Raw genomic sequence first — 19,598 nt, 5'->3', positions numbered from 1 at the left:
CTCCAAACTGCTTTTTTATTGTGAGAATGTAAGATGTTGTGGGCTTTATTAACGCTGTCATTTATCCATTTATGTGCATTGGTTACACCTGGGCCAGATTTTTTTATGGTGTCTCAAACAGCAATTAGTCGTTCACGTAAGCAGGCTATTTTTGTTGTGTTAGGTATTACATGCGCCATTTTTTTATGGGCCTTGTTTGCACTTCTTGGTTTAAATTATATTTTTGAGAAATTTGTGTGGTTGCGTAAAGTCTTATTGGTTTTAGGTGGAATTTATTTATGTTGGTTAGGTTTTCAAATGCTTAAATCTGCATTTGCTAAGAAAACTGAAACTGCTGAAATAAAAGAAATTATATTGCCTCAAAGTAATATGCGTTTTTTCTTACAAGGATTATTTACCAATTTATCAAATCCAAAAGCTGTCATTTATTTTGGCAGTGTATTTTCGATGTTTCTTGCCAATCCCATCTTGAATGACTCACATACATTACTATTGCTTGTAGTGACATTTGAAAGCCTTGTATGGTTCTTATTTGTGGTGTTTATTTTCTCATTGCCAAGTTTTAAGCATGCATATCAGAAGTCTACAAAATGGATTGATGGAGTAGTAGGTGGCTTATTTACTACGTTTGGTGGTTATTTAATTTTTAGCAAATAAATACAAAAGTTTAGAAGATAAAAAAAGACCACTTATTGCGGTCTTTTTTTATTTAAGAATATTTAAGCAAACTTTGCTAGAACATCTAAAAATTCAGCACTTTGGCGAGGGTATTCGGCAATAATGTCATGAATACGCTGACCTTCAGGATTCGTAGCATTGACATCACGACCATCTGCAACAAATTGAGTTAATAAGCGCGTGTAGTCAAATGGGCGCATGTGTTTGAATGCATGATAAAGCACATGAAAATCAGCATTCACACCTTCAGGAGGAAGCTGAGTTAAATAGGCAAATACACGCTCATCTGACCATTCTTCATTAAACGTTGCTGGTTGAGACAATGCCATTACTAGCTCCTTGGTGTTTTTTAAATAATAAAAAAGGGCAAAATATGATTAAGCAAGAGACAAAGTACTTTATTTACTTTGTCTTGAAGCCAATACTTGCCGAGTAGTCGGTGCAAAAATTGCAATTAGCCTATTCGAAGCATAGCTTCTCGTCTTGCGACAGGGCGAAGCAGTGCTTCGCTGATCCTGTCTCATATTTTGCCCTGATTCAATTTGCTTGACTAATCAAAAATCAAATTAACGCTCTTCAGGCAAATTGATATTCATTTCAAGCATTTCGATATTTGCTTCAGAACGAACAGACATTTGAATGTGTTCTTCATCTACACCACGAACATAGCGGTTTACAACCTGCATGATTTCTTTTTTCATTTGGTCGATTTTATCTTGGCTTAAACGTTTACCAAGACCTTGTTCAGACGCAACAATTACTTTCAAACGATCTTTCGCCATTTGAGCACTAGATGGTTTTTCTTCGCTGCTAAATAATTTACTCCAGAATCCAGCCATCTTATCCTCCAAATAAACGTGCTAACCAACCTTTAGGCTTAACCGTGATGTGACGGTAAGGGCGATCTTCACCAAGGAAGCGAGCAACTAAGTCATCGTAAGCTTGTCCTGCAGCCTCTTCTGTAAATAAAATTACAGGCTTACCTTCGTTAGATGCTTGTAAGACACTTTTACATTCAGGAATTACACCCAGTGTTGGGATACGCAAAATATCTTTAGAAATATCGTCGATTGTTAACATTTCTTGTTTGTCAGCACGTTCAGGGTTGAAACGTGTGATACATAAATGTTTACGAATACGACCTTCATTCTGTTCTACTTTCTTGGTTTTGCTATCAAGCATACCAATAATACGATCTGAGTCACGAACAGAAGAAATTTCTGGGTTGGTTACAATAATGGCTTCATCTGCATGATACATGGCTAAAATTGCACCACGTTCAATCCCAGCAGGAGAGTCACAAATAATGTAATCAAACTCTTGTGAAAGTTCATCCATCACGCGAGCAACGCCTTCATCTGTTAAGGCATCTTTATCACGTGTTTGAGAAGCAGGTAAAATGAAAAGATTTTCTAAATCTTTATCTTTAATAAGTGCTTGTTGTAATCGAGCTTCGTTATTTAATACGTTTACAAAATCGTAAACAACGCGACGCTCACACCCCATGATTAAATCTAGGTTACGTAGACCTACGTCAAAATCGATAACAACTGTTTTATGACCGCGTTGGGCTAAACCTGTTGCAAAAGATGCGCTTGTCGTAGTTTTACCTACGCCACCTTTGCCTGATGTTACGACAACAATTTTCGCCACCGAATCCACTCCTGTAATGGTTTCAAATTCCCCTATTGTTTGGGGCTTTTTGGTGTTTATTTATACATTAAAATTGCAGAGCGTCAAATACTAGCTCTTGGTTATCATTTAAGTATATATGTACAGCTTTTTTAAGTACGTGCTGTGGAATGTCATCTGCAACACAATATGTTCCTGCAATAGAAACGAGTTCCGCTTCTAATGAGTGACAAAAAATTCGCGCTAAATGGTTTCCACCTGCCCCTGCAATAACTCTACCACGGACGCTACCATAAATATGTACATTTCCTGAAGCAATTACTTCAGAACCGCTGTTAATGCCATTATTCAAGATGATATCACCATGATCTTGCACAAGGCTTTGACCTGTTCGTAGCATTTCATCATGATATGACGTCACGTGTGTGATGATAGGCGCTATGATTTTTTCAGGTTGAACATCGGTTGATGCATCTACTTTGACTTCTACAACTTGTTCTTTCGTCGCTTTAACTTGTTGCATTTGACGATCGGGAGGAATAACAGGGAACTGAATTGCACGTGCTTGTTCAGATAAAGGACCTTCAGTAACAGCCATTGGCTGTAAGTCGAGATCTATTAACAACTGAATAAGTGCAATGAGTTCTTGGTCTACTGAACTTTCAATGACAGCCAGCGTACCTTGTGGCGCTGTTTTTTCAAGCATAGGTGATAATTGCTTGCGGATAGCATCATGATCATTGGTATCTAGGCTAATGCGAATTGCATTGACCATTCTGCCTTTTATCCGTATTTCAGCCATATTTTTTCCTTAATTCTTCTAACCTATATTTGTGGTCGAAGCGCTATTGTATGTGGAGCAAATGCTAGAACAATTTTAATGATTTCTCTAGCATGGTTTTCAATTTATTTTACATCGAATCTGGTTATATTTTTCCATGCTCATTTTTACTTTCTTCGAGTATTTGTTGCCATTGTTTGACTTTTACCTGTTGTTGAATGGCTTCTAAACTTTCAAATACAGCAGACTCTACCAGTTTGACGATATGCTCATTATTTTCAAATGGTATCTTACTAATACGTTCAGAGATATATTTATAACTGCTTAATTTAGGTTCTACACGGTTGGTTGCAAAAGGTTCAATTAAACCTTGTGTAATATTTTCCCCTAAACGCTGACCAATACTTTGAATTTGTTGTTCAATACGACCACCAACAATTGGAATAAGGCGAAGTAATTGAGTGAGTTCAGGTGTATCTTCAATGGCTTTATTGACAATTTGTCCAACATCTTTGGCAATAAGTTGGCGATGTTGTTGTAATTCTTTGCCTAAAGAATCTTGTAAAATATCTGCCAAAGCAACAGCAAATAATTCACGATGATGATTGACCAAATCTTCAATGAGCTTTTTATGTGTAGTACTTGTACTGAGTTCTGTTTTTATACCATTTAAGACCGTTAAAACAATTCGGCTAGAGAGTTCTTCCATCACCAAGTTGTAATAAAAATAAACTTGTTTGTACCAACTTTCAGGGAAAATTTTATAACCATGATCATGTAATTGGTAGGCGATTACACCTGCGCGTAATAAACGTAAAAAACGTAATTGTGGCAGAATTGCGAGTACTTCATACCAATGTATAAAAGGGAAGAAGAACCAGCGTTGATGTTGCTTTAAAACAATAGCAATCATCCAGCGAATAAAAAGCTCAATAATTAAAAAGCTAATAAACCAACCTTCGGTAATGATGACCCAAGGTCTAAGCGCAGTTCGATAAAACTGTAAAACATCTGGCAAATGAATAAAATTAAATAACCATTCACCAAAATCGCTCATTAAAATTGCATTTGAGCATAAACAAAATAAATTTATGATGATTAAAAACATCATAAATACGTCATAAGCTAACGCGACTTTCCATCCCCACGAACCTTGCTGTACAAAATTAAAAGTAGGTGTGATTTTTTTCTTGCTCGCATTTTCACTCATTTTGTTTAAAACGACTCCGTTGATGCAATTTTTTGTTTCATTTTTTCAATAAGTTGGTCTTTTTCAGTCCATAAATCATCAACCCATTCTTGGAAGCGCGCACGATATTCGGCATCATCTTCATAATTGCCTCCGTGAACCCATTCAGGAATTTCTATTTTACGTAAATTTACCGCAATTTTAGGTACATCACCTAACCAAAATTCACCATAACCAGGTGCACCATTAGGGTAAATGATAGTCATATCAACAAGTGCATCAATTTTTTCACCCAAAATATTTAGTGCTAATGCTAAACCGCCTGCCTTAGGTTTAAGCAAATGCTTATACGGAGACTTTTGCTGAGCATGTTTTTCTGGCGTAAAACGTGTACCTTCCAAGTAATTTAGCAAGGTAAATGGTTGGCTAAGTAACTGTTCACACGACTTACGGGCTTCTTCAATATCGCGATATTTCAACGCAGGATTTTTTGCAATTTGTTCTTTTGAATGACGTTTCATCATTGGGAAGCCTAAAATTTTGAAGGCTTGCCCAACAAATGGAATAAAAATAAGTTCCCATTTTGTAAAGAAACGTGTCAAAGGCATACGCGTTAAACCAAAATATTGGTTCACTGTTGTATCGACCCAACTTTGATGATTACAGGTCATTAAGTAACGACCTTGCAGATTCAGATCTAAATTTTCGTCGACAGAAATATTCCATTGTGTGTTGGGTAATACATGATCAATTAACCAATTGTTTACACTTAACCAACTGTTGGTAATTTGAATATTTGTTTCATCAACTTTACGTGATTTTTTAAATAGTTTTGTTAAACCTAAAGCAAGAACAGGCGGACCATGAAAGAATGTACTTCCTGCGACAATTGAGCCCACAGTAAGACCATTTGTAATTTTTTTCAACAAAGGTTGTTTTTTTGATGGTGCAGACATATCTCATCCTTAGGATAAAATGATTTTGATTAGAGTTTATGCTAAATATAAAACGACTTTATGATATAAAAAAGTGTTAATGTTCAACTATGTGAAAAATATGATGAACTTGATCAAATAATTTAAATAAATATTACAAATTGTAATCAAACAACTTATTATTAACAAAAAATCAATGGTCTAACTACAAATTTTATTCCATTATTTTTCACGACAACAAAACATTAACATATATAGGAGTCATGCAGATGCGTGCACTAGCAATTTCAGCAGTAGTTGGGGCAATGGTTCTTTCAGGTTGCCAAACAACAGGTAATAACATTGGCGGCGTTGAATACGATAAAGCAGCGATCGGTGCAGTAGTTGGTGCTTTGGCGGGTTATGGTGTTTCTAAAGGGAATGCAAATACATCTAGCCAAAACAACCGCGCAGCAGCAATTGGTGCAGTATTAGGTGGTGTTGGTGGTGCTTACCTTGACAATAAAGAGAAAAAATTACGCGCAGCGACTGCAGGTACAGGTATTGATGTAAGCCGTAATCCAGATGGTTCTGTTGGTCTAATTATGCCAGGTAACATTACATTTGATACAAACAAATCTGCGATTAAGCCAAACTTCTACACAACTTTAAACAAAGTTGCGCAAGTTTTAGCTGAAGATAACAAGAGCGCGATTCTTGTAACGGGTTATACAGATAACACTGGTAATGATTCAATCAACATTCCTTTGTCTCAAGCTCGTGCGCAATCTGTTGCTAGCTACATCGCTTCACAAGGCGTGTCGACTACTCGTATTAATGCACAAGGTCAAGGCGCGGCTAACCCAATCGCTGACAACTCAACTGCAGCTGGTCGTGAACAAAACCGTCGTGTAGAAATTAGTGTTTATGCAACTCAATAATCTATATTGAGCATAAATAAAGAACCACCTTCGGGTGGTTTTTTTATACCGAAAATTAAACAAAAAAAGCTGACTGAATTTTTTCATTATGCAAGTTGAAGTGAGATGTCTATAATCAACCTCGAATCAGGAAGAGGAAAAATTATGTCACTCGCAAGTCAGTTGAACGACAAGCAACTTGAAGCCATGAAATATACTCAAGGACCCTTGTTAGTACTTGCAGGGGCAGGTTCGGGCAAAACCTCAGTAATTACACGTAAAATTGCATATTTAGTTAAGCATTGCGGTATTCCTGCACATCGTATTACAGCAATGACGTTTACCAACAAAGCTGCACGTGAAATGAAAGAACGTGTAACAAAGTTGATGACACGTGAAGAAGCAAAAGGTTTATCTGTTTCGACATTCCATAACTTTGGTTTAAATTTACTTCGATTAGAACTTAAACATACGCCATTAAAAAATAACTTTTCTATTTTAGATGCGGATGACTGCAAACGTATTTTGATGGACTTAATGCATCGAGATAATTTGTCGGGTGCAGAAAGTAAAGAACTCATTGCTAAAGCAATGAAAATGATTTCAGATTGGAAAAACGATTTAATTCCGCCAGAACAAGCACATACAACATGTGAAACTGCGGAAGATGTTCAATTTGCGCATCTTTATCAACTTTATGAACGTAATTTACGTGCCTATAACGCCGTAGATTTTGATGATTTGATTGTGATGCCAACGCGTCTGTTACAAGAAAATGCAGAAGTTCGTGATAAATGGCAAAACCGTGTCCGCTATCTTTTGGTCGATGAGTATCAAGATACCAACACTGCACAGTATATTTTGGTGAAACTTCTTGTTGGCGTAATGGGACAATTCACTGCCGTTGGTGATGATGACCAATCTATTTATGCTTGGCGTGGTGCAAAGCCTGAAAATATGGCATTACTGAATGAAGATTTTCGTAATTTAAAAGTCATTAAATTAGAACAAAACTATCGTTCAACCAGTCGTATTTTAAAAGCAGCCAACACTGTTATTGGAAATAATCCGCATTTATTTGATAAAAAATTATGGTCAGATAAAGGTCATGGCGATGTTATTCGTGTGATTACTTGCCGTAATGATGATGATGAAGCAGAACGCGTAGTCAAAGATCTCATCACACATAAATTGATGAATGGCAAAAACTGGAAAGATTATGCGATTTTGTATCGAGGAAATTTCCAAGCGCGTATTTTAGAAACTCAATTACGTCAGATGCAAATTCCTTATAAGCTTTCGGGTGGTCAGTCGTTCTTTGGTCGAGCAGAAATCAAAGATATTATGAGTTATTTACGACTCATTATTAACCCTGAAGATGACAGTGCATTCTTGCGAATTATTAATACACCAAAACGTGCAATTGGCCCTGTAACGCTTGAAAAGTTAGGTTTATTTGCACAAGAAAGTAATTTGTCATTGTTGGGTGCAGCAGGTGATCAACGTTTAACGATGGCGATTCCTAAGAAAGCGACCACGCAATTGGCAGAGTTTGCCGATTTTATTAATACTTTCACTCGAAACTTGATTGAAGATGATGAACCTGTGCCTATTATTCGCCAAATGATGTTTGAAGCAGGTTATATCGACTACATCAAAGAATCGGCTGCAACACCTGCACAAGAAAAAACTAAACTCGATAACATTGAAATTTTATACAGCAGTATTCAAAGCTTAATTAACCGGGCTGAAGATGTTGATGATAAGAATATTGAAAGTGTAATTCGTAAAATGGTGTTGCTTGATATGTTAGAGCAACAACAGGAAGAAGAAGATACAGATAAAGTGAATTTGTTGACGCTTCACGCATCGAAAGGACTTGAGTTTCCATACGTGTATTTAATTGGTTTGGAAGAAGAAATTCTGCCACACAAAAACTCAATCGCTGCAGAAACTGTGGAAGAAGAGCGTCGTTTAATGTACGTGGGCATTACCCGTGCGCGTCAAGGTTTAACCATTACTTTGGCAGAACAACGTAAAGCAGGCGGTCAAATGAAACAAATGACGCCAAGTCGGTTCTTAGATGAACTCCCACAAGATGATTTAGATTGGCTTGGACGCAAGAAAAAGCTTGCAGGGGATATAGATCCTAAGCTACAAGCTCAGCAGTATTTAGAAAACTTACGTGCGCTGATTAAGCGTTAATAAATTTACTCAATAGGAAAGAAACTATGAAAGTTCAAGTTAAAGTGCTTGATAGCCGTTTAGGTGGCGAGTGGCCAATGCCAACATATGCAACTGCAGGTTCTGCAGGTTTAGACTTACGTGCATGTGTTGAAGAAGCAACTGTAATTGAACCAGGTCAAACTGTTTTAGTAAAAACAGGTCTTTCTATTTATATTCAAGACACAAATTTTGCAGGCTTAATTCTGCCACGTTCAGGCTTAGGTCATAAGCACGGTATTGTTTTAGGTAACTTAGTGGGTTTAATCGATTCAGATTACCAAGGTGAGCTTATGGTATCGGTTTGGAACCGTAGTCAAACTGCATTTACATTAGAACCAGGCGAACGTTTGGCTCAATACGTTTTAGTTCCTGTCGTTCAAGCAGAATTTGAACAAGTTGAAGAATTTGTTGCAACCGAACGCGGTGCGGGTGGTTTTGGTCATACAGGTAAAAACTAATTTTATTTGACCCTAAAAAGCGATAGAGTAAGAATGCTTTATCGCTTTTTGTTTAAATGTAACAAAAAGTGTATTAAAAATTACAGATACCTGAGAAAATAAAAATTGTAGGGCTCTACAATCATTCTTTGAATTGTATTTCATTTATTTCCCACATTAAAAAACATTGCCTATGAATCTAGCTCAGCAAATTTTCCCAATTCAGGTATTCCGTGCCTATGATATTCGTGGCAAGGTCAGTATGCTTACGCCTGAATGTATCTATGCTGTTGCTTGTGGTTTAGCTGAACAGTTCATTGAACATGGTCAAAAGAAAATTGCCTTAGGATATGATGCCCGTTTAACAAGTGCTGAATATGCAGAAATCATTCAACACGTATGTACGCAAAAAGGTTTAGAAGTCACCTTAATTGGTCAATGTTCTAGCCCAATGTTGTACTTTATTGCAGGTCAAAATGACGGCAATGGTATTATGGTGACAGCAAGTCATAATCCTAAAACTGACAATGGAATTAAATGGGTGCTTAATGGTTTACCGCCTACACCTGAAATGATTCAAGACATTGCAAAAAAAGCTCAGAATCATTTCCAAACATCAAACTATAAAATTAGAAATGAAGCGAAAGCTGAACATATTGCAAAGTTTTGCTTGGCATATCAAAAGTATTTAATTTCAGATATTCATTTAAAAAATAAGTTTAAAGTTGTTATTGATGGTTTGAATGGTTCAGCAGGTGAATGTGCCGCACATATCTTGGAAAACTTAGGTTGCAATGTGGTTGCACTTCGCTGTCATGCCGATGGGCATTTTCCAGATCATGCACCAGATCCATCAAAAGAGCAGCATTTAGAAAAATTAAAAGTAGCAGTAATAGAACATGGTGCAGATATTGGCATTGCCTTAGATGGCGATGGAGATCGACTTGTTCTTGTAGATGAAAAAGCCAAAGCACTATCTGCGGATCAGTTGTTATCACTTTTTTCTGAAATATGTTTGAAAAGTCATCCGAATAGTGAAGTTGTTTATGATGTGAAGTGTTCGACTATGGTTCGAAATACTATTCGTCATTTAGGTGGACAAGCTAAAATGATTCGAACAGGTAGCACATTTTTACGCACATATTTAGCAAATTCGAATGGTCATGCCATATTTGGTGGTGAATATGCGGGGCACTATGTCTTTAATGATGCACGTGGCCTAGGATATGACGATGGCTTATATGCTGCTTTACGTGTTCTAGAATATTTAAGTGAATCTGGCTTTAAAACAGTTTCAGAATTATTTGCAAAATATCCTGCACGTTTTAGTACAGAAGACACTTATATTAGTACGCACGATGTAGAACCATCTCAAGTACTGCAATATTTTGAAAAGCAAAGCCTAAATCTAAATGCAGAATTAAGTAAAATTGATGGAATTCGACTTGATTTTAAAGATGGGTTTGGCATTATTCGAGCATCGAATACGGGCGAGTATTTCACCGTACGTTTTGATGCCGATAGTTCAGCACGTTTAAATGAAATTCGAAACACATTTGTTAACATGTTAAGTGATCGATACTCTAAAATCGCACAAGACATTTTAGATGCTCAATAAGGAGAGGCGAATGCCACATCAGCATACTGGCATCGACAAAGCACAAATTTTGACAGAAGCTTTGCCGTATATTCAACGTTTTTCGGGTAAAACCCTCGTTGTAAAATATGGCGGCAATGCAATGACCGATCCTGAGTTAGAAAGTTCGTTTGCTCGAGATATCGTCTTGTTAAAAACAGTGGGTTTAAACCCAATTGTTGTGCATGGTGGAGGTCCTCAAGTCGATTCTTTCCTTAAGCAATTAGGACGTGAATCTGACCGTATTGACGGTATGCGTGTAACCGATCCTGCAACAATGGAAGTTGTTGAAATGGTATTGGGCGGCAGCGTGAATAAATCGATTGTGAATTTGATTAATCAACACGGTGGTCGTGCTATTGGTTTAACAGGTAAAGATGGCAACTTAATTCGCGCTCAAAAACTGTTAATGCAAAAAACCATGGAAGATGGTTCCGTTCAAGAAATTGACTTAGGTTTAGTGGGCGAAGTGGTTGGTGTTAAAACTGACGTACTTGAAATGTTTACAGATAGCGACTTTATTCCTGTTATTGCACCTTTGGGTGTCGATGATGAAGGCAATACTTACAACATTAATGCAGACTTGGTTGCAGGAAAAGTTGCAGAAGCATTAGGCGCTGAAAAATTAGTATTGTTGACCAATATTAAAGGCGTATTAGACGAAAACAAAAACTTGCTTACAGGTTTAACAACTCAAGAAGTTGATCGTTTAATTGAAACAGGCGTGATTTACGGCGGCATGATTCCTAAAGTAGGTTGTGCATTAGATGCTGTAAAAGGCGGTGTTGTTAGCGCGCATATTGTAGATGGACGTGTTCCTCATGCAACATTGTTAGAAATTTTCACAGATCATGGTGTCGGTACTTTAATTACCAACCGAAGCAAGTGAAAATACAGCTAGCATGATTAAAAAAGAGCCTGATTTAGGCTCTTTTTTAATACTTAGATTCTCGAATGAATGATATTTGTAAGCGGAATAAAATATTTTTCAAAAATGGAAATAATTAAATATTGAAAACAAAGCAAATAAGCGAAAAAGAAGAACTTATTTGACATTGTGATTTGCAAATCGGTTGCTGTGTCATGCAGAATATCTGTATTACATAAATAGATTTGCTTGATAGAAAAATTATGTGCCAACTACTTGGAATGAACTGCGCAACACCTACGGATATTACATTTTCATTTCGTGGTTTCTCGCAACGTGCAGGAATTACCTCTGATCATTGCGATGGTTTTGGTATCGCTTTTTTTGAAGATAAAGCATGTCGTTTATTTGTAGATAATCAATCTGCGGTGGAATCTCCAATTGCAGAGCTTATAAGAAACTATCCAATTAAATCACGTAATGTGATTGCACATATTCGTAAAGCGACTCAAGGTAAAATTACCTTAGAAAACTCCCATCCATTTGTACGTGAGTTGTGGGGACGCCAGTGGATTTTTGCTCATAATGGCGATTTGCACGGATTTAATCCGACTTTATCGGGGCGTTTTACCCCAATTGGTAATACCGACAGCGAGCGTTCTTTCTGCTATTTACTCGATCAATTGGTGCAAAAAATTGGATATGAAGAGCCAACTTTAGATCAAGTTTTTGATTTATTAATAGAAGTTTCACCAAAAATTGCAGAACATGGAACATTTAACTTTTGTCTTTCAAATGGACAAGCGCTTTTTAGTTACGCTGTAACGAAGTTACATTGGTTAGTACGTGAATATCCATTTAAGCCTGCTCAGCTTATTGATATTGATGTTGAGGTGGATTTTAGTCAGGTGACTACACCCGAAGATCGCGTTGCTGTGATTACAACTGAGCCATTAACACAGAATGAAGAGTGGTTAGCATACAAGCCTGGGGAAATGATTTTATTTCAACATGGTCAACCTATTCGCCGTGAGCTTACATTTATTGATCGCCTTGAACGTGAGCGATTAAACCCTGAATTAAAGCGTGTGACCAAAGCAGATCAATATTAGTTTTAATAAATATGGTTGTTAATTTTTTTAAATTATTTTTATGTTTTTTATAGGTTTATTTTGTTTTTAAAGTGACTTTGATTCAATATTTTGTTTAATTAATAATTGAGTCTTTTGGTCGGTTTTTGGGTAAATAAATCATATATTACAATGCTTTATATTTATTTTTCTGTAAATTGGCAAATACCAAGTAATTTACTTGATTTTTATTTCATTTAAATGTGGCTACTATGCTTTGTAAGCGTTTTGTAACTTACAGATCAACAGGTGATCGCATGAAGATGAAATGGATTCCAGAATATAATACTGGTATCGATGTGGTTGACGATCAGCACAAACGAATTCTCGATTATATTAATGAAATTGTTGATATCGCGGATGATATAAATAGAAATCGTACGAAACAAATTTTAGATAATATTATTGATTATACGCAGTCTCATTTTACTTTTGAGGAATCACTGCAAGAAGAAGCGGACTATAAATATCGAGTGCCACATAAGCGTGTGCATGATTTATTTATTAAAAAAATTGAATCTTACCGTGATCGTTTTGAGATGGGGCAGTCGATTGAGTCTGAGCTTCATGAAGTATTGTCTAAATGGTTAATCAACCATATTCAACACGATGATGCCGATTATGTAGGTGCTGTAAAAGAAAATATGATGGGGATTATTAAAGAAAAAGAGCAGAAAAAAGGTAAAAACTGGTTCGCCCGCTTTTTTTCATAATCAAGGATGAATAACATAATAAGAATTATAAGTAGGTTTTAATATTCAGCGAAGCAAATTATCTTTCGAGATAGTTTGCTTTTTCTTTTTATAGGGTTTTGATTTTCCGCGGTGAGCAGGGCAAAATAGCCATAGATTTTTATTAGGAAAGCATCATGCAAGATAATGCTCTATCAAGATGGATATCGCCGCTGATGGCGTTTTGTCTGTCATTTATTATTATTGCAACATTAGCACCTGTCACAGGTATTTTAGTTGAACGCCAAATAGACTTTTGGTTGCTTTGGCTTGGAACTATGGTGATTTTAGCTTTACCTATATGCTATTTAGAAATTGCATTAGCAAAACGTTCAAAAATAACAGCTTTACAAGCATTATCAAATTTAACGAGAGATGCCGATGCTTCACAAAGATGGCGTCTTGTGGGTTGGTTATCTGTCATTTTCATTCCTTTTCTTGCAGGTGGAATGCTTTCTAATGCAAGCCAATTATTGACTCAATTTGCATCTGTAGGCATTGAAGCACATCTTATATTTATTGGACTTGCCATTGCCGCATTTGTGATTTCATTTGTTCCACGCCAAATTATTGTGCTTTTAACAGCAGTTGCAGTGATTGCATCGCTCATCTTAGCCAATACGACAGGTCTGACTTTACCTACATGGGAAGTTACACCTTTAGCGTTTAGCGAATGGGGTAGTGCAACGATTCTTGCATTGGTTGCCAGTGGTTTAGGCATGGGAATTTATTGGCAAAGTAGTCTTGCTGTTGTAAAAACAGAAGATGCTGCAACTAAAACAGCATTACCTATTTGGTTTGCACAATTATTAGCAGTTGTTGCATTTGGCTTTTTTGCCACTCAAGCACAAATTCCTGCATTTGTACTTATATTTGCAGTCATTACTTCAGCAGGGCTTATTTTACAACTTGCACGTGAACAACTTGCACAACGTAATATTAATATTGCTATTCAATGGTTAATTTTAATTGCTGCAACATTATTATGGGCAATTCCAGCTATCGCACCTATTTTTAATATTGTTCTTATTCTTTGGGGCTTAGTTATTTGCTTCATTTATGCAATATTTGTAGGTTGGGTAATGAAAATTAGTCATTTGCGTAAAGCATTAAATTTTAGCAATGAGGCTGTTTATAATATCTGGCGTATTGCGGTTCGTATTGTTCTACCACTTTCAATTATTCTTGCGATTGTGTCTTACCTTGGGCAAATTTTATAATGTCGATGAGTCAAGACGTTTGGGTTGCTTATGCAGCCCAAGATCAGCAATTTAATATTCGTGTCGATTTTGTTGAAGGCATGACAGCACTCGATGCAATTGATAAAAGTGGTATTCGTGAGCAAGTTGAATTACCTGAAAATTTGCAATTGGGGGTTTTTGGTGTACGTTTAAAAGATTTATCTCAAGTAATTGAAATTGGGGATCGTGTAGAGATTTATAGGGCTTTAACGATTAACCCTAAAGAAATTCGAAGAAAACGTGCAGAAAATAATCCGACAAGTCGCTATTGTCGAAGTAATCGCTTTAAACAATTGAAGTAATAAAAAAAACCCCTCATTGAGGGGTTTTTTTTTAATTCAAAGTGATTATAGTGGGGGCGCATTTAGAATTGCTTCTTTAGATCCTGGTAAACCTGGTTGAGATTCAGGAATAGTTTCTAAACCTTCAATGTTTTGTACAATACCGTTACCATCAAAGAAAATTTTTAAATGCTGACCATGTGCTGCTGAAATTTTTGCTTTTTTAGCATAAGTTCCTGGGATGTAATTGTAGATATAGTCCCAGCGTAAAGGGTTTAAAGGGTCTGATATTGTTGGGCTTCCGAGCAAAAAGCGTACTTGTTGGTGACTCATGCCGACCTGTACTTTTGATGCTTGAGCTTGAGTCAAAGGTGTACCTTGAGGAATATCAACTTTATAAACGCCCAAGGTTGAACAACCTGTGAGCAGTGAAGCGACGAATAACGTCAACATGATTTTTTGCATTTTGCTACACTATCCCAAATTAATTATGATGCATTTGATCCAAGGATAGATCATACTGCATCTAAACTTTGTTGCATATTCCAACTTTCATTTTGTTGAGAGACTTAATTACATGCCTATTTCAAATCAAGATTTACGTAAAGCTGGACTAAAAGTTACACTTCCGCGAATTAAAATATTGGAATTATTAGAAAATTCAAAACAACATCATTTAAGCGCAGAAGACATTTATAAAACTTTACTCGATCAAGGGGAAGATGTCGGTTTAGCAACTGTATATCGTGTATTAACACAGTTCGAAGCTGCCGGCATTATTCAGCGCCATCATTTTGAAAACAATCATTCTGTTTTTGAAATTATGCAAGATGACCATCACGACCATATTGTTTGTCAAAACTGTAACAAAGTTATGGAATTTCATAATGATGTTATTGAAAATGAACAACATGAAGTGGCGAAGAAGTTCGGTTTTGAACTTACGGGTCACTCACTGAACCTTTATGGTTACTGTGATGCTCAAGAATGCCAAGAAGCATTCCGTAAAAAGTAATAGATCTGAAATAAAAAAGGCTTCTTGAAGAAGCCTTTTTTATGTTTAAAAGATTTAAATACTATTGTCCATCGAATGTAATACGACTTGTAGATTCCGACAAACGGCTTGCTCCACCTTCTTCAGACAATTTAATTTGAAGTCTTAAATCATTTGGTGAGTCAGCATGTTTCAAAGCTTCTTTATAGCTAATTTGTTGTGCTTTATACAAATCGAATAAAGCTTGGTCAAAGGTCTGCATTCCTAATTCACGTGAGCGTTTCATCAACTCTTTAATTTCATTGATTTCACCTTTACGAATTAAATCGGAAATAAGTGGTGAGTTAATGAGAATTTCGATTGCAGCTCGTCTTGAATTACCATCGATAGTTGGAATGAGTTGCTGTGCAATAATGGCTTGCAGATTTAAAGATAAATCCATAAACAATTGGCTATGACGATCTGCTTCAAAGAAGTGAATGATACGATCTAGCGCTTGGTTTGCATTATTTGCATGTAATGTGGCAAAAACTAAATGACCTGTTTCGGCAAAGGCAATGGCATAGTTCATGGTTTCACGAGAGCGAATTTCACCAATCATGATGACATCGGGTGCCTGACGTAAAGTATTTTTTAATGCAACCTCAAAAGAGTCTGTATCTATACCTACTTCACGCTGTGTAATAATACAACCTGCATGTTCATGTACAAACTCAATCGGGTCTTCAATAGTAATGATATGACCTTTTGAGTTTTGATTGCGAAAGCCAATTACAGATGCAAGTGATGTCGATTTCCCCGTACCGGTTGCACCCACAAAAATAACGATTCCTCGTTTTGCTAAAGCGAAATCTTTTAAAATAGGTGGAAGATTGAGCTCTTCAATTTCAGGGATTTTGGTTTCAATACGACGTAATACCATACCAGGTTGATCACGTTGTTGAAAAGCACTTACACGAAAACGTGCTGACTTCTCTTTGTTAGAAATTGCAAAATTACATTCGCGTGTTTCTAAAAATTCCCGCTTTTGCTTGTCTGTCATAATCGAGTGAACGAGCTGACCAACTACATCACCCGATAATTTAGTTTTAACAACTGGTACAATTTGACCATTAATTTTTATTGATGGTTCGACATCTGCCGTAATAAAAAGGTCAGATGCTTTTTGCTGAATCATTAAGTTTAATAAGTCATTAAAGTCCATAAGGATATCTCTGCTTCAATGTCTTATAGGAATGATTCAGGTTGTTTTGCAGCAGTACGCGCAGTTTGTGGGCTAATGACACCTTTATTGACTAAAGTTTTTAGGCTTTGATCTAGGGTCGTCATGCCATAGTTCGCACCTGTTTGAATTGCAGAGTACATTTGCGCAACTTTGTTTTCACGAATTAAGTTACGAATAGCAGGAATACCAATCATAATTTCGTGAGCAGCAACACGACCGCCACCATTTTTCTTCAAAAGTGTTTGTGAAATTACAGCTTGGAGTGATTCAGACAACATGGCACGAACCATGTCTTTTTCTTCGGCAGGGAATACGTCAATCACACGGTCAATGGTTTTAGCGGCAGATGTAGTATGTAGCGTACCAAAAACTAAATGACCTGTTTCTGCCGCAGTTAATGCAAGACGAATGGTTTCAAGGTCACGCATCTCACCAACCAAGATAATATCTGGATCTTCACGGAGCGCAGAGCGAAGTGCTTCATTAAAGCCGTGCGTATCACGATGAACTTCACGTTGGTTGACCAAACATTTTTTAGATTGGTGTACAAATTCGATTGGGTCTTCGACCGTTAAAATATGGTCATAACGGTTATCATTGATGTAGTCGACCATGGCTGCAAGTGTGGTTGATTTACCCGAACCTGTTGGGCCTGTAACTAAAACAATACCGCGTGGATATTCACAAATTTCTTTAAAGATTTGAGTCATACCCAAATCTTCCATTGTTAAAACTTTTGATGGAATTGTACGGAATACAGCGCCTGCACCACGGTTTTGGTTGAATGCGTTCACACGGAAACGAGCCACGCCTGGAACTTCAAATGAAAAGTCAGTTTCTAATTTTTCTTCATAATCACGACGTTGTTTATCGTTCATAATGTCATAAACAAGCTTATGAACTTCTTTGTGTTCTAAGGCTGGTAAATTAATTTTTCGAACTTCACCATCTACACGAATCATAGGTGGCATACCTGCAGAAAGGTGTAAATCTGACGCATTGTTTTTTGCAGAAAACGCGAGTAGTTCTGTAATGTCCATTTAAATCCCCGATAACGAATAAATCTTAATTATTTTGTTAGAATAATAAGGCTTTCCATCGGCTTAACCAACATTTTGTTCAAGTCGAATGTAAATAATCATCTTGAAATGAGAAATACGTCAATGAATAGTCTGCAAACATCGCGAAATTTAGTTTTAGAGCAAATTAAAAATGCGTGTAAATTAGCGAATCGTTCAGAAAATGATGTTCAATTATTGGCTGTTTCAAAAACGCATCCAAGTGAAATTTTGCAAGAAATGTATGAAACAGGGCAACGTGCATTTGGTGAAAACTATCTTCAAGAAGCATTGGATAAAATTGAAAAACTCAAAAATTTAGAAATAGAATGGCATTTTATTGGACATGTTCAACGTAATAAAACCAAGCATTTGGCTTCAAACTTTGCTTGGGTGCATGGAGTAGATCGTTTGATTATTGCCGAGCGATTATCGAGCCAACGCGAAGCCTCACAAGCGCCTTTGAATATTTGTTTGCAAGTGAATATTGATGCTCAAGATACGAAAGATGGGTGTTCGCCTGAAGATGTTGCTGATTTAGTAAAAACCATTAGCCAATTACCACATTTGAAATTGCGTGGATTGATGGTCATTCCCGTACCTAATAATACACAAGCTTTTGCTGATGCTAAATTTTTGTTTGAAAAAGTAAAAACTGAACATGCACATCCTGAAGACTGGGATACTTTAAGCATGGGGATGTCTGGCGATATGGTTGATGCAATTGACGCAGGCTCAACAATGGTTCGTGTTGGAACAGCTTTGTTTGGGGCAAGAGATTATTCTAAATAGTAGAATCTGTATTTGAAGTTACGTTGAAAAGTATAGTTTTTAATTATTCGTAACTTTTGACGTTAAAATAGTTGTTATGAATGGCTATTAAAATTTATAAATAAAAAATGAACCTCCCTAAAGATATAAAGAAAAGAGTACATATTCTTTTTTATTTATTATTAAGTTTAGTACTAATTGCTTGTAGTAAAGCTCCTAGTGAATATGCTTCTAGTAATGATGGAGCTAATAATGAACACGTTTCAAATAATGATCGATTAGGAACAACTTGGGGAGATGATGTTAGTTCATATGTGAAAAAAGTAGAAGCTACTCGATTAACAAATAAGCCAATAGTAGAAAGCACATTACGATATTCTGCTAAAAAATATACTGGTAAATCTGTTAATAGCATTTCACTTTATTCAGGAAAAATCAGTTTCTCCATCATTGGTGATAATGATGAAAAGTTGCCTGTGTTCCGTAGTGGATCGGACTATTTTATGAGTGCTCAAGATGGTCAAAGTTACCAGTTAAAATATGAAAATCATACAGATCGAACATATGAAATTATTGCAAGCGTTGATGGTATCGATGTGTTAGATGGTGAAAAGGCTTCAAAATTTAAAACAGGCTATGTCCTTTCTCCTCATAAAACGCTAATTATTGATGGTTTTAGAAAGAGTGATGAATCAGTTGCTTCTTTTACTTTTGGTAAAACAGAAAATTCATATGCTGCTAATTCAGAACAAGGTTCAGAAAGTAACACAGGCATTATTGGTGTTTCAATTTTTGAATTGTCTTTGGCTAATGATTATAAAAATAATGTTTCTAAATCTGAATATGCCCAAGCTCCGAATGCATTTCCGGCTGATAAATAGTAAAT

22 protein-coding genes are annotated in these 19,598 nt (G+C 36.4%); 13 read left to right on the top strand and 9 right to left on the bottom strand.

Features of this window, described 5'->3' with window-relative positions; all coding sequences use genetic code 11:
- The first annotated feature begins 33 nt into the window (after positions 1 to 33).
- Positions 34 to 657: a LysE family transporter gene (locus tag A6M14_RS06185; RefSeq protein WP_152874121.1), complete on the top strand. Its 624-nt coding sequence runs from the start codon at positions 34 to 36 to the stop codon at positions 655 to 657.
- A 62-nt stretch (positions 658 to 719) separates the two neighbouring features.
- On the opposite strand, the gene A6M14_RS06180 is transcribed toward A6M14_RS06185, so the two are convergent.
- The 6 genes from A6M14_RS06180 to A6M14_RS06155 all read right to left on the bottom strand — a co-directional run bounded on the left by A6M14_RS06180 (position 720) and on the right by A6M14_RS06155 (position 5,236).
- Entirely contained in the window at positions 720 to 1,007 is a 288-nt protein-coding gene (locus tag A6M14_RS06180) for a PA4642 family protein (RefSeq protein WP_152874120.1), read from the bottom strand.
- Between the two features lie 237 nt (positions 1,008 to 1,244).
- Entirely contained in the window at positions 1,245 to 1,517 is a 273-nt protein-coding gene (gene minE / locus A6M14_RS06175; RefSeq protein WP_152874119.1) for a cell division topological specificity factor MinE, read from the bottom strand.
- A gap of 1 nt (position 1,518) precedes the next feature.
- Complete coding sequence (minD, locus tag A6M14_RS06170) at positions 1,519 to 2,331, bottom strand: septum site-determining protein MinD (protein WP_163121217.1); 813 nt, start codon at positions 2,329 to 2,331, stop codon at positions 1,519 to 1,521.
- A gap of 67 nt (positions 2,332 to 2,398) precedes the next feature.
- Positions 2,399 to 3,112, bottom strand: coding sequence for a septum site-determining protein MinC (gene minC, locus A6M14_RS06165; RefSeq protein WP_152874118.1), 714 nt, complete (start codon positions 3,110 to 3,112; stop codon positions 2,399 to 2,401).
- A gap of 124 nt (positions 3,113 to 3,236) precedes the next feature.
- Entirely contained in the window at positions 3,237 to 4,301 is a 1,065-nt protein-coding gene (locus tag A6M14_RS06160; protein WP_152874117.1) for a preprotein translocase subunit SecA, read from the bottom strand.
- Between the two features lie 5 nt (positions 4,302 to 4,306).
- Positions 4,307 to 5,236, bottom strand: a complete 930-nt coding sequence (locus A6M14_RS06155; RefSeq protein WP_152874116.1) for an acyltransferase — start codon at positions 5,234 to 5,236, stop codon at positions 4,307 to 4,309.
- Between the two features lie 248 nt (positions 5,237 to 5,484).
- Here A6M14_RS06155 and A6M14_RS06150 point away from each other — a divergent pair, with 248 nt between their 5' ends.
- From A6M14_RS06150 to A6M14_RS06110, 9 genes are all read left to right on the top strand, one after another.
- Positions 5,485 to 6,135, top strand: coding sequence for a YiaD family glycine zipper/OmpA-like lipoprotein (locus tag A6M14_RS06150; RefSeq protein WP_152874115.1), 651 nt, complete (start codon positions 5,485 to 5,487; stop codon positions 6,133 to 6,135).
- A gap of 144 nt (positions 6,136 to 6,279) precedes the next feature.
- On the top strand, positions 6,280 to 8,319 hold the full coding sequence (locus A6M14_RS06145) for a UvrD-helicase domain-containing protein (RefSeq protein WP_152874114.1): 2,040 nt from the start codon (positions 6,280 to 6,282) through the stop codon (positions 8,317 to 8,319).
- A 26-nt stretch (positions 8,320 to 8,345) separates the two neighbouring features.
- Positions 8,346 to 8,798: a dUTP diphosphatase gene (gene dut / locus A6M14_RS06140; protein WP_152874113.1), complete on the top strand. Its 453-nt coding sequence runs from the start codon at positions 8,346 to 8,348 to the stop codon at positions 8,796 to 8,798.
- Between the two features lie 172 nt (positions 8,799 to 8,970).
- Entirely contained in the window at positions 8,971 to 10,395 is a 1,425-nt protein-coding gene (locus A6M14_RS06135; protein ID WP_152874112.1) for a phosphomannomutase/phosphoglucomutase, read from the top strand.
- A gap of 10 nt (positions 10,396 to 10,405) precedes the next feature.
- Positions 10,406 to 11,302 (top strand): acetylglutamate kinase, encoded by an 897-nt coding sequence (gene argB, locus A6M14_RS06130; RefSeq protein WP_152874111.1) that lies wholly within the window; start codon positions 10,406 to 10,408, stop codon positions 11,300 to 11,302.
- Positions 11,303 to 11,544: 242 nt separating this feature from the next.
- Positions 11,545 to 12,393, top strand: coding sequence for a class II glutamine amidotransferase (locus tag A6M14_RS06125; protein WP_152874110.1), 849 nt, complete (start codon positions 11,545 to 11,547; stop codon positions 12,391 to 12,393).
- Between the two features lie 275 nt (positions 12,394 to 12,668).
- Positions 12,669 to 13,124, top strand: a complete 456-nt coding sequence (locus A6M14_RS06120; RefSeq protein WP_152874109.1) for a bacteriohemerythrin — start codon at positions 12,669 to 12,671, stop codon at positions 13,122 to 13,124.
- Between the two features lie 155 nt (positions 13,125 to 13,279).
- Positions 13,280 to 14,362, top strand: a complete 1,083-nt coding sequence (locus tag A6M14_RS06115) for an SLC5/6 family protein (protein ID WP_152874108.1) — start codon at positions 13,280 to 13,282, stop codon at positions 14,360 to 14,362.
- On the top strand, positions 14,362 to 14,685 hold the full coding sequence (locus A6M14_RS06110; protein ID WP_378226764.1) for an RnfH family protein: 324 nt from the start codon (positions 14,362 to 14,364) through the stop codon (positions 14,683 to 14,685). The genes A6M14_RS06115 and A6M14_RS06110 overlap by 1 nt, the downstream gene beginning before the upstream one ends.
- Positions 14,686 to 14,730: 45 nt before the next feature.
- On the opposite strand, the gene A6M14_RS06105 is transcribed toward A6M14_RS06110, so the two are convergent.
- Positions 14,731 to 15,129: an outer membrane protein assembly factor BamE gene (locus A6M14_RS06105; RefSeq protein WP_152874107.1), complete on the bottom strand. Its 399-nt coding sequence runs from the start codon at positions 15,127 to 15,129 to the stop codon at positions 14,731 to 14,733.
- Positions 15,130 to 15,241: 112 nt separating this feature from the next.
- On the opposite strand from A6M14_RS06105, the gene fur reads away from it, so the two are divergent.
- Positions 15,242 to 15,679, top strand: a complete 438-nt coding sequence (fur, locus tag A6M14_RS06100) for a ferric iron uptake transcriptional regulator (RefSeq protein WP_152874106.1) — start codon at positions 15,242 to 15,244, stop codon at positions 15,677 to 15,679.
- A gap of 61 nt (positions 15,680 to 15,740) precedes the next feature.
- On the opposite strand, the gene A6M14_RS06095 is transcribed toward fur, so the two are convergent.
- A complete protein-coding gene (locus tag A6M14_RS06095) occupies positions 15,741 to 16,862 on the bottom strand; it encodes a PilT/PilU family type 4a pilus ATPase (RefSeq protein ID WP_152874105.1) in 1,122 nt (373 codons plus the stop codon).
- A gap of 23 nt (positions 16,863 to 16,885) precedes the next feature.
- On the bottom strand, positions 16,886 to 17,923 hold the full coding sequence (locus tag A6M14_RS06090; RefSeq protein ID WP_152874104.1) for a type IV pilus twitching motility protein PilT: 1,038 nt from the start codon (positions 17,921 to 17,923) through the stop codon (positions 16,886 to 16,888).
- Between the two features lie 123 nt (positions 17,924 to 18,046).
- Here A6M14_RS06090 and A6M14_RS06085 point away from each other — a divergent pair, with 123 nt between their 5' ends.
- Together A6M14_RS06085 and A6M14_RS06080 are read left to right on the top strand one after the other, a co-directional pair.
- The gene (locus tag A6M14_RS06085; protein ID WP_152874103.1) at positions 18,047 to 18,733 is read left to right on the top strand and encodes a YggS family pyridoxal phosphate-dependent enzyme; all 687 of its coding nucleotides are present in this window, start codon (positions 18,047 to 18,049) and stop codon (positions 18,731 to 18,733) included.
- Between the two features lie 107 nt (positions 18,734 to 18,840).
- Positions 18,841 to 19,593 carry a hypothetical protein gene (locus tag A6M14_RS06080; protein WP_152874102.1) on the top strand — a complete coding sequence of 251 codons (753 nt, stop codon included), beginning with the start codon at positions 18,841 to 18,843 and terminating at the stop codon, positions 19,591 to 19,593.
- The last annotated feature ends 5 nt before the right edge of the window (positions 19,594 to 19,598 follow it).

This window comes from Acinetobacter portensis, from assembly GCF_009372215.1.
Classification (GTDB): domain Bacteria; phylum Pseudomonadota; class Gammaproteobacteria; order Pseudomonadales; family Moraxellaceae; genus Acinetobacter; species Acinetobacter portensis.
This window is presented reverse-complemented; position numbering and strand designations above follow the sequence as displayed.

What these genes read in the sequence shown, in the direction of transcription:
- A6M14_RS06185 (WP_152874121.1), top strand. Translation starts at nt 34, where the DNA reads ATGTTGTGGGCTTTATTAACGCTGTCATTTATCCATTTATGTGCATTG.
- A6M14_RS06180 (WP_152874120.1), bottom strand. Translation starts at nt 1,007, where the DNA reads ATGGCATTGTCTCAACCAGCAACGTTTAATGAAGAATGGTCAGATGAG.
- minE (WP_152874119.1), bottom strand. Translation starts at nt 1,517, where the DNA reads ATGGCTGGATTCTGGAGTAAATTATTTAGCAGCGAAGAAAAACCATCT.
- minC (WP_152874118.1), bottom strand. Translation starts at nt 3,112, where the DNA reads ATGGCTGAAATACGGATAAAAGGCAGAATGGTCAATGCAATTCGCATT.
- A6M14_RS06160 (WP_152874117.1), bottom strand. Translation starts at nt 4,301, where the DNA reads ATGAGTGAAAATGCGAGCAAGAAAAAAATCACACCTACTTTTAATTTT.
- A6M14_RS06155 (WP_152874116.1), bottom strand. Translation starts at nt 5,236, where the DNA reads ATGTCTGCACCATCAAAAAAACAACCTTTGTTGAAAAAAATTACAAAT.
- A6M14_RS06150 (WP_152874115.1), top strand. Translation starts at nt 5,485, where the DNA reads ATGCGTGCACTAGCAATTTCAGCAGTAGTTGGGGCAATGGTTCTTTCA.
- A6M14_RS06145 (WP_152874114.1), top strand. Translation starts at nt 6,280, where the DNA reads ATGTCACTCGCAAGTCAGTTGAACGACAAGCAACTTGAAGCCATGAAA.
- dut (WP_152874113.1), top strand. Translation starts at nt 8,346, where the DNA reads ATGAAAGTTCAAGTTAAAGTGCTTGATAGCCGTTTAGGTGGCGAGTGG.
- A6M14_RS06135 (WP_152874112.1), top strand. Translation starts at nt 8,971, where the DNA reads ATGAATCTAGCTCAGCAAATTTTCCCAATTCAGGTATTCCGTGCCTAT.
- argB (WP_152874111.1), top strand. Translation starts at nt 10,406, where the DNA reads ATGCCACATCAGCATACTGGCATCGACAAAGCACAAATTTTGACAGAA.
- A6M14_RS06125 (WP_152874110.1), top strand. Translation starts at nt 11,545, where the DNA reads ATGTGCCAACTACTTGGAATGAACTGCGCAACACCTACGGATATTACA.
- A6M14_RS06120 (WP_152874109.1), top strand. Translation starts at nt 12,669, where the DNA reads ATGAAGATGAAATGGATTCCAGAATATAATACTGGTATCGATGTGGTT.
- A6M14_RS06115 (WP_152874108.1), top strand. Translation starts at nt 13,280, where the DNA reads ATGCAAGATAATGCTCTATCAAGATGGATATCGCCGCTGATGGCGTTT.
- A6M14_RS06110 (WP_378226764.1), top strand. Translation starts at nt 14,362, where the DNA reads ATGTCGATGAGTCAAGACGTTTGGGTTGCTTATGCAGCCCAAGATCAG.
- A6M14_RS06105 (WP_152874107.1), bottom strand. Translation starts at nt 15,129, where the DNA reads ATGCAAAAAATCATGTTGACGTTATTCGTCGCTTCACTGCTCACAGGT.
- fur (WP_152874106.1), top strand. Translation starts at nt 15,242, where the DNA reads ATGCCTATTTCAAATCAAGATTTACGTAAAGCTGGACTAAAAGTTACA.
- A6M14_RS06095 (WP_152874105.1), bottom strand. Translation starts at nt 16,862, where the DNA reads ATGGACTTTAATGACTTATTAAACTTAATGATTCAGCAAAAAGCATCT.
- A6M14_RS06090 (WP_152874104.1), bottom strand. Translation starts at nt 17,923, where the DNA reads ATGGACATTACAGAACTACTCGCGTTTTCTGCAAAAAACAATGCGTCA.
- A6M14_RS06085 (WP_152874103.1), top strand. Translation starts at nt 18,047, where the DNA reads ATGAATAGTCTGCAAACATCGCGAAATTTAGTTTTAGAGCAAATTAAA.
- A6M14_RS06080 (WP_152874102.1), top strand. Translation starts at nt 18,841, where the DNA reads ATGAACCTCCCTAAAGATATAAAGAAAAGAGTACATATTCTTTTTTAT.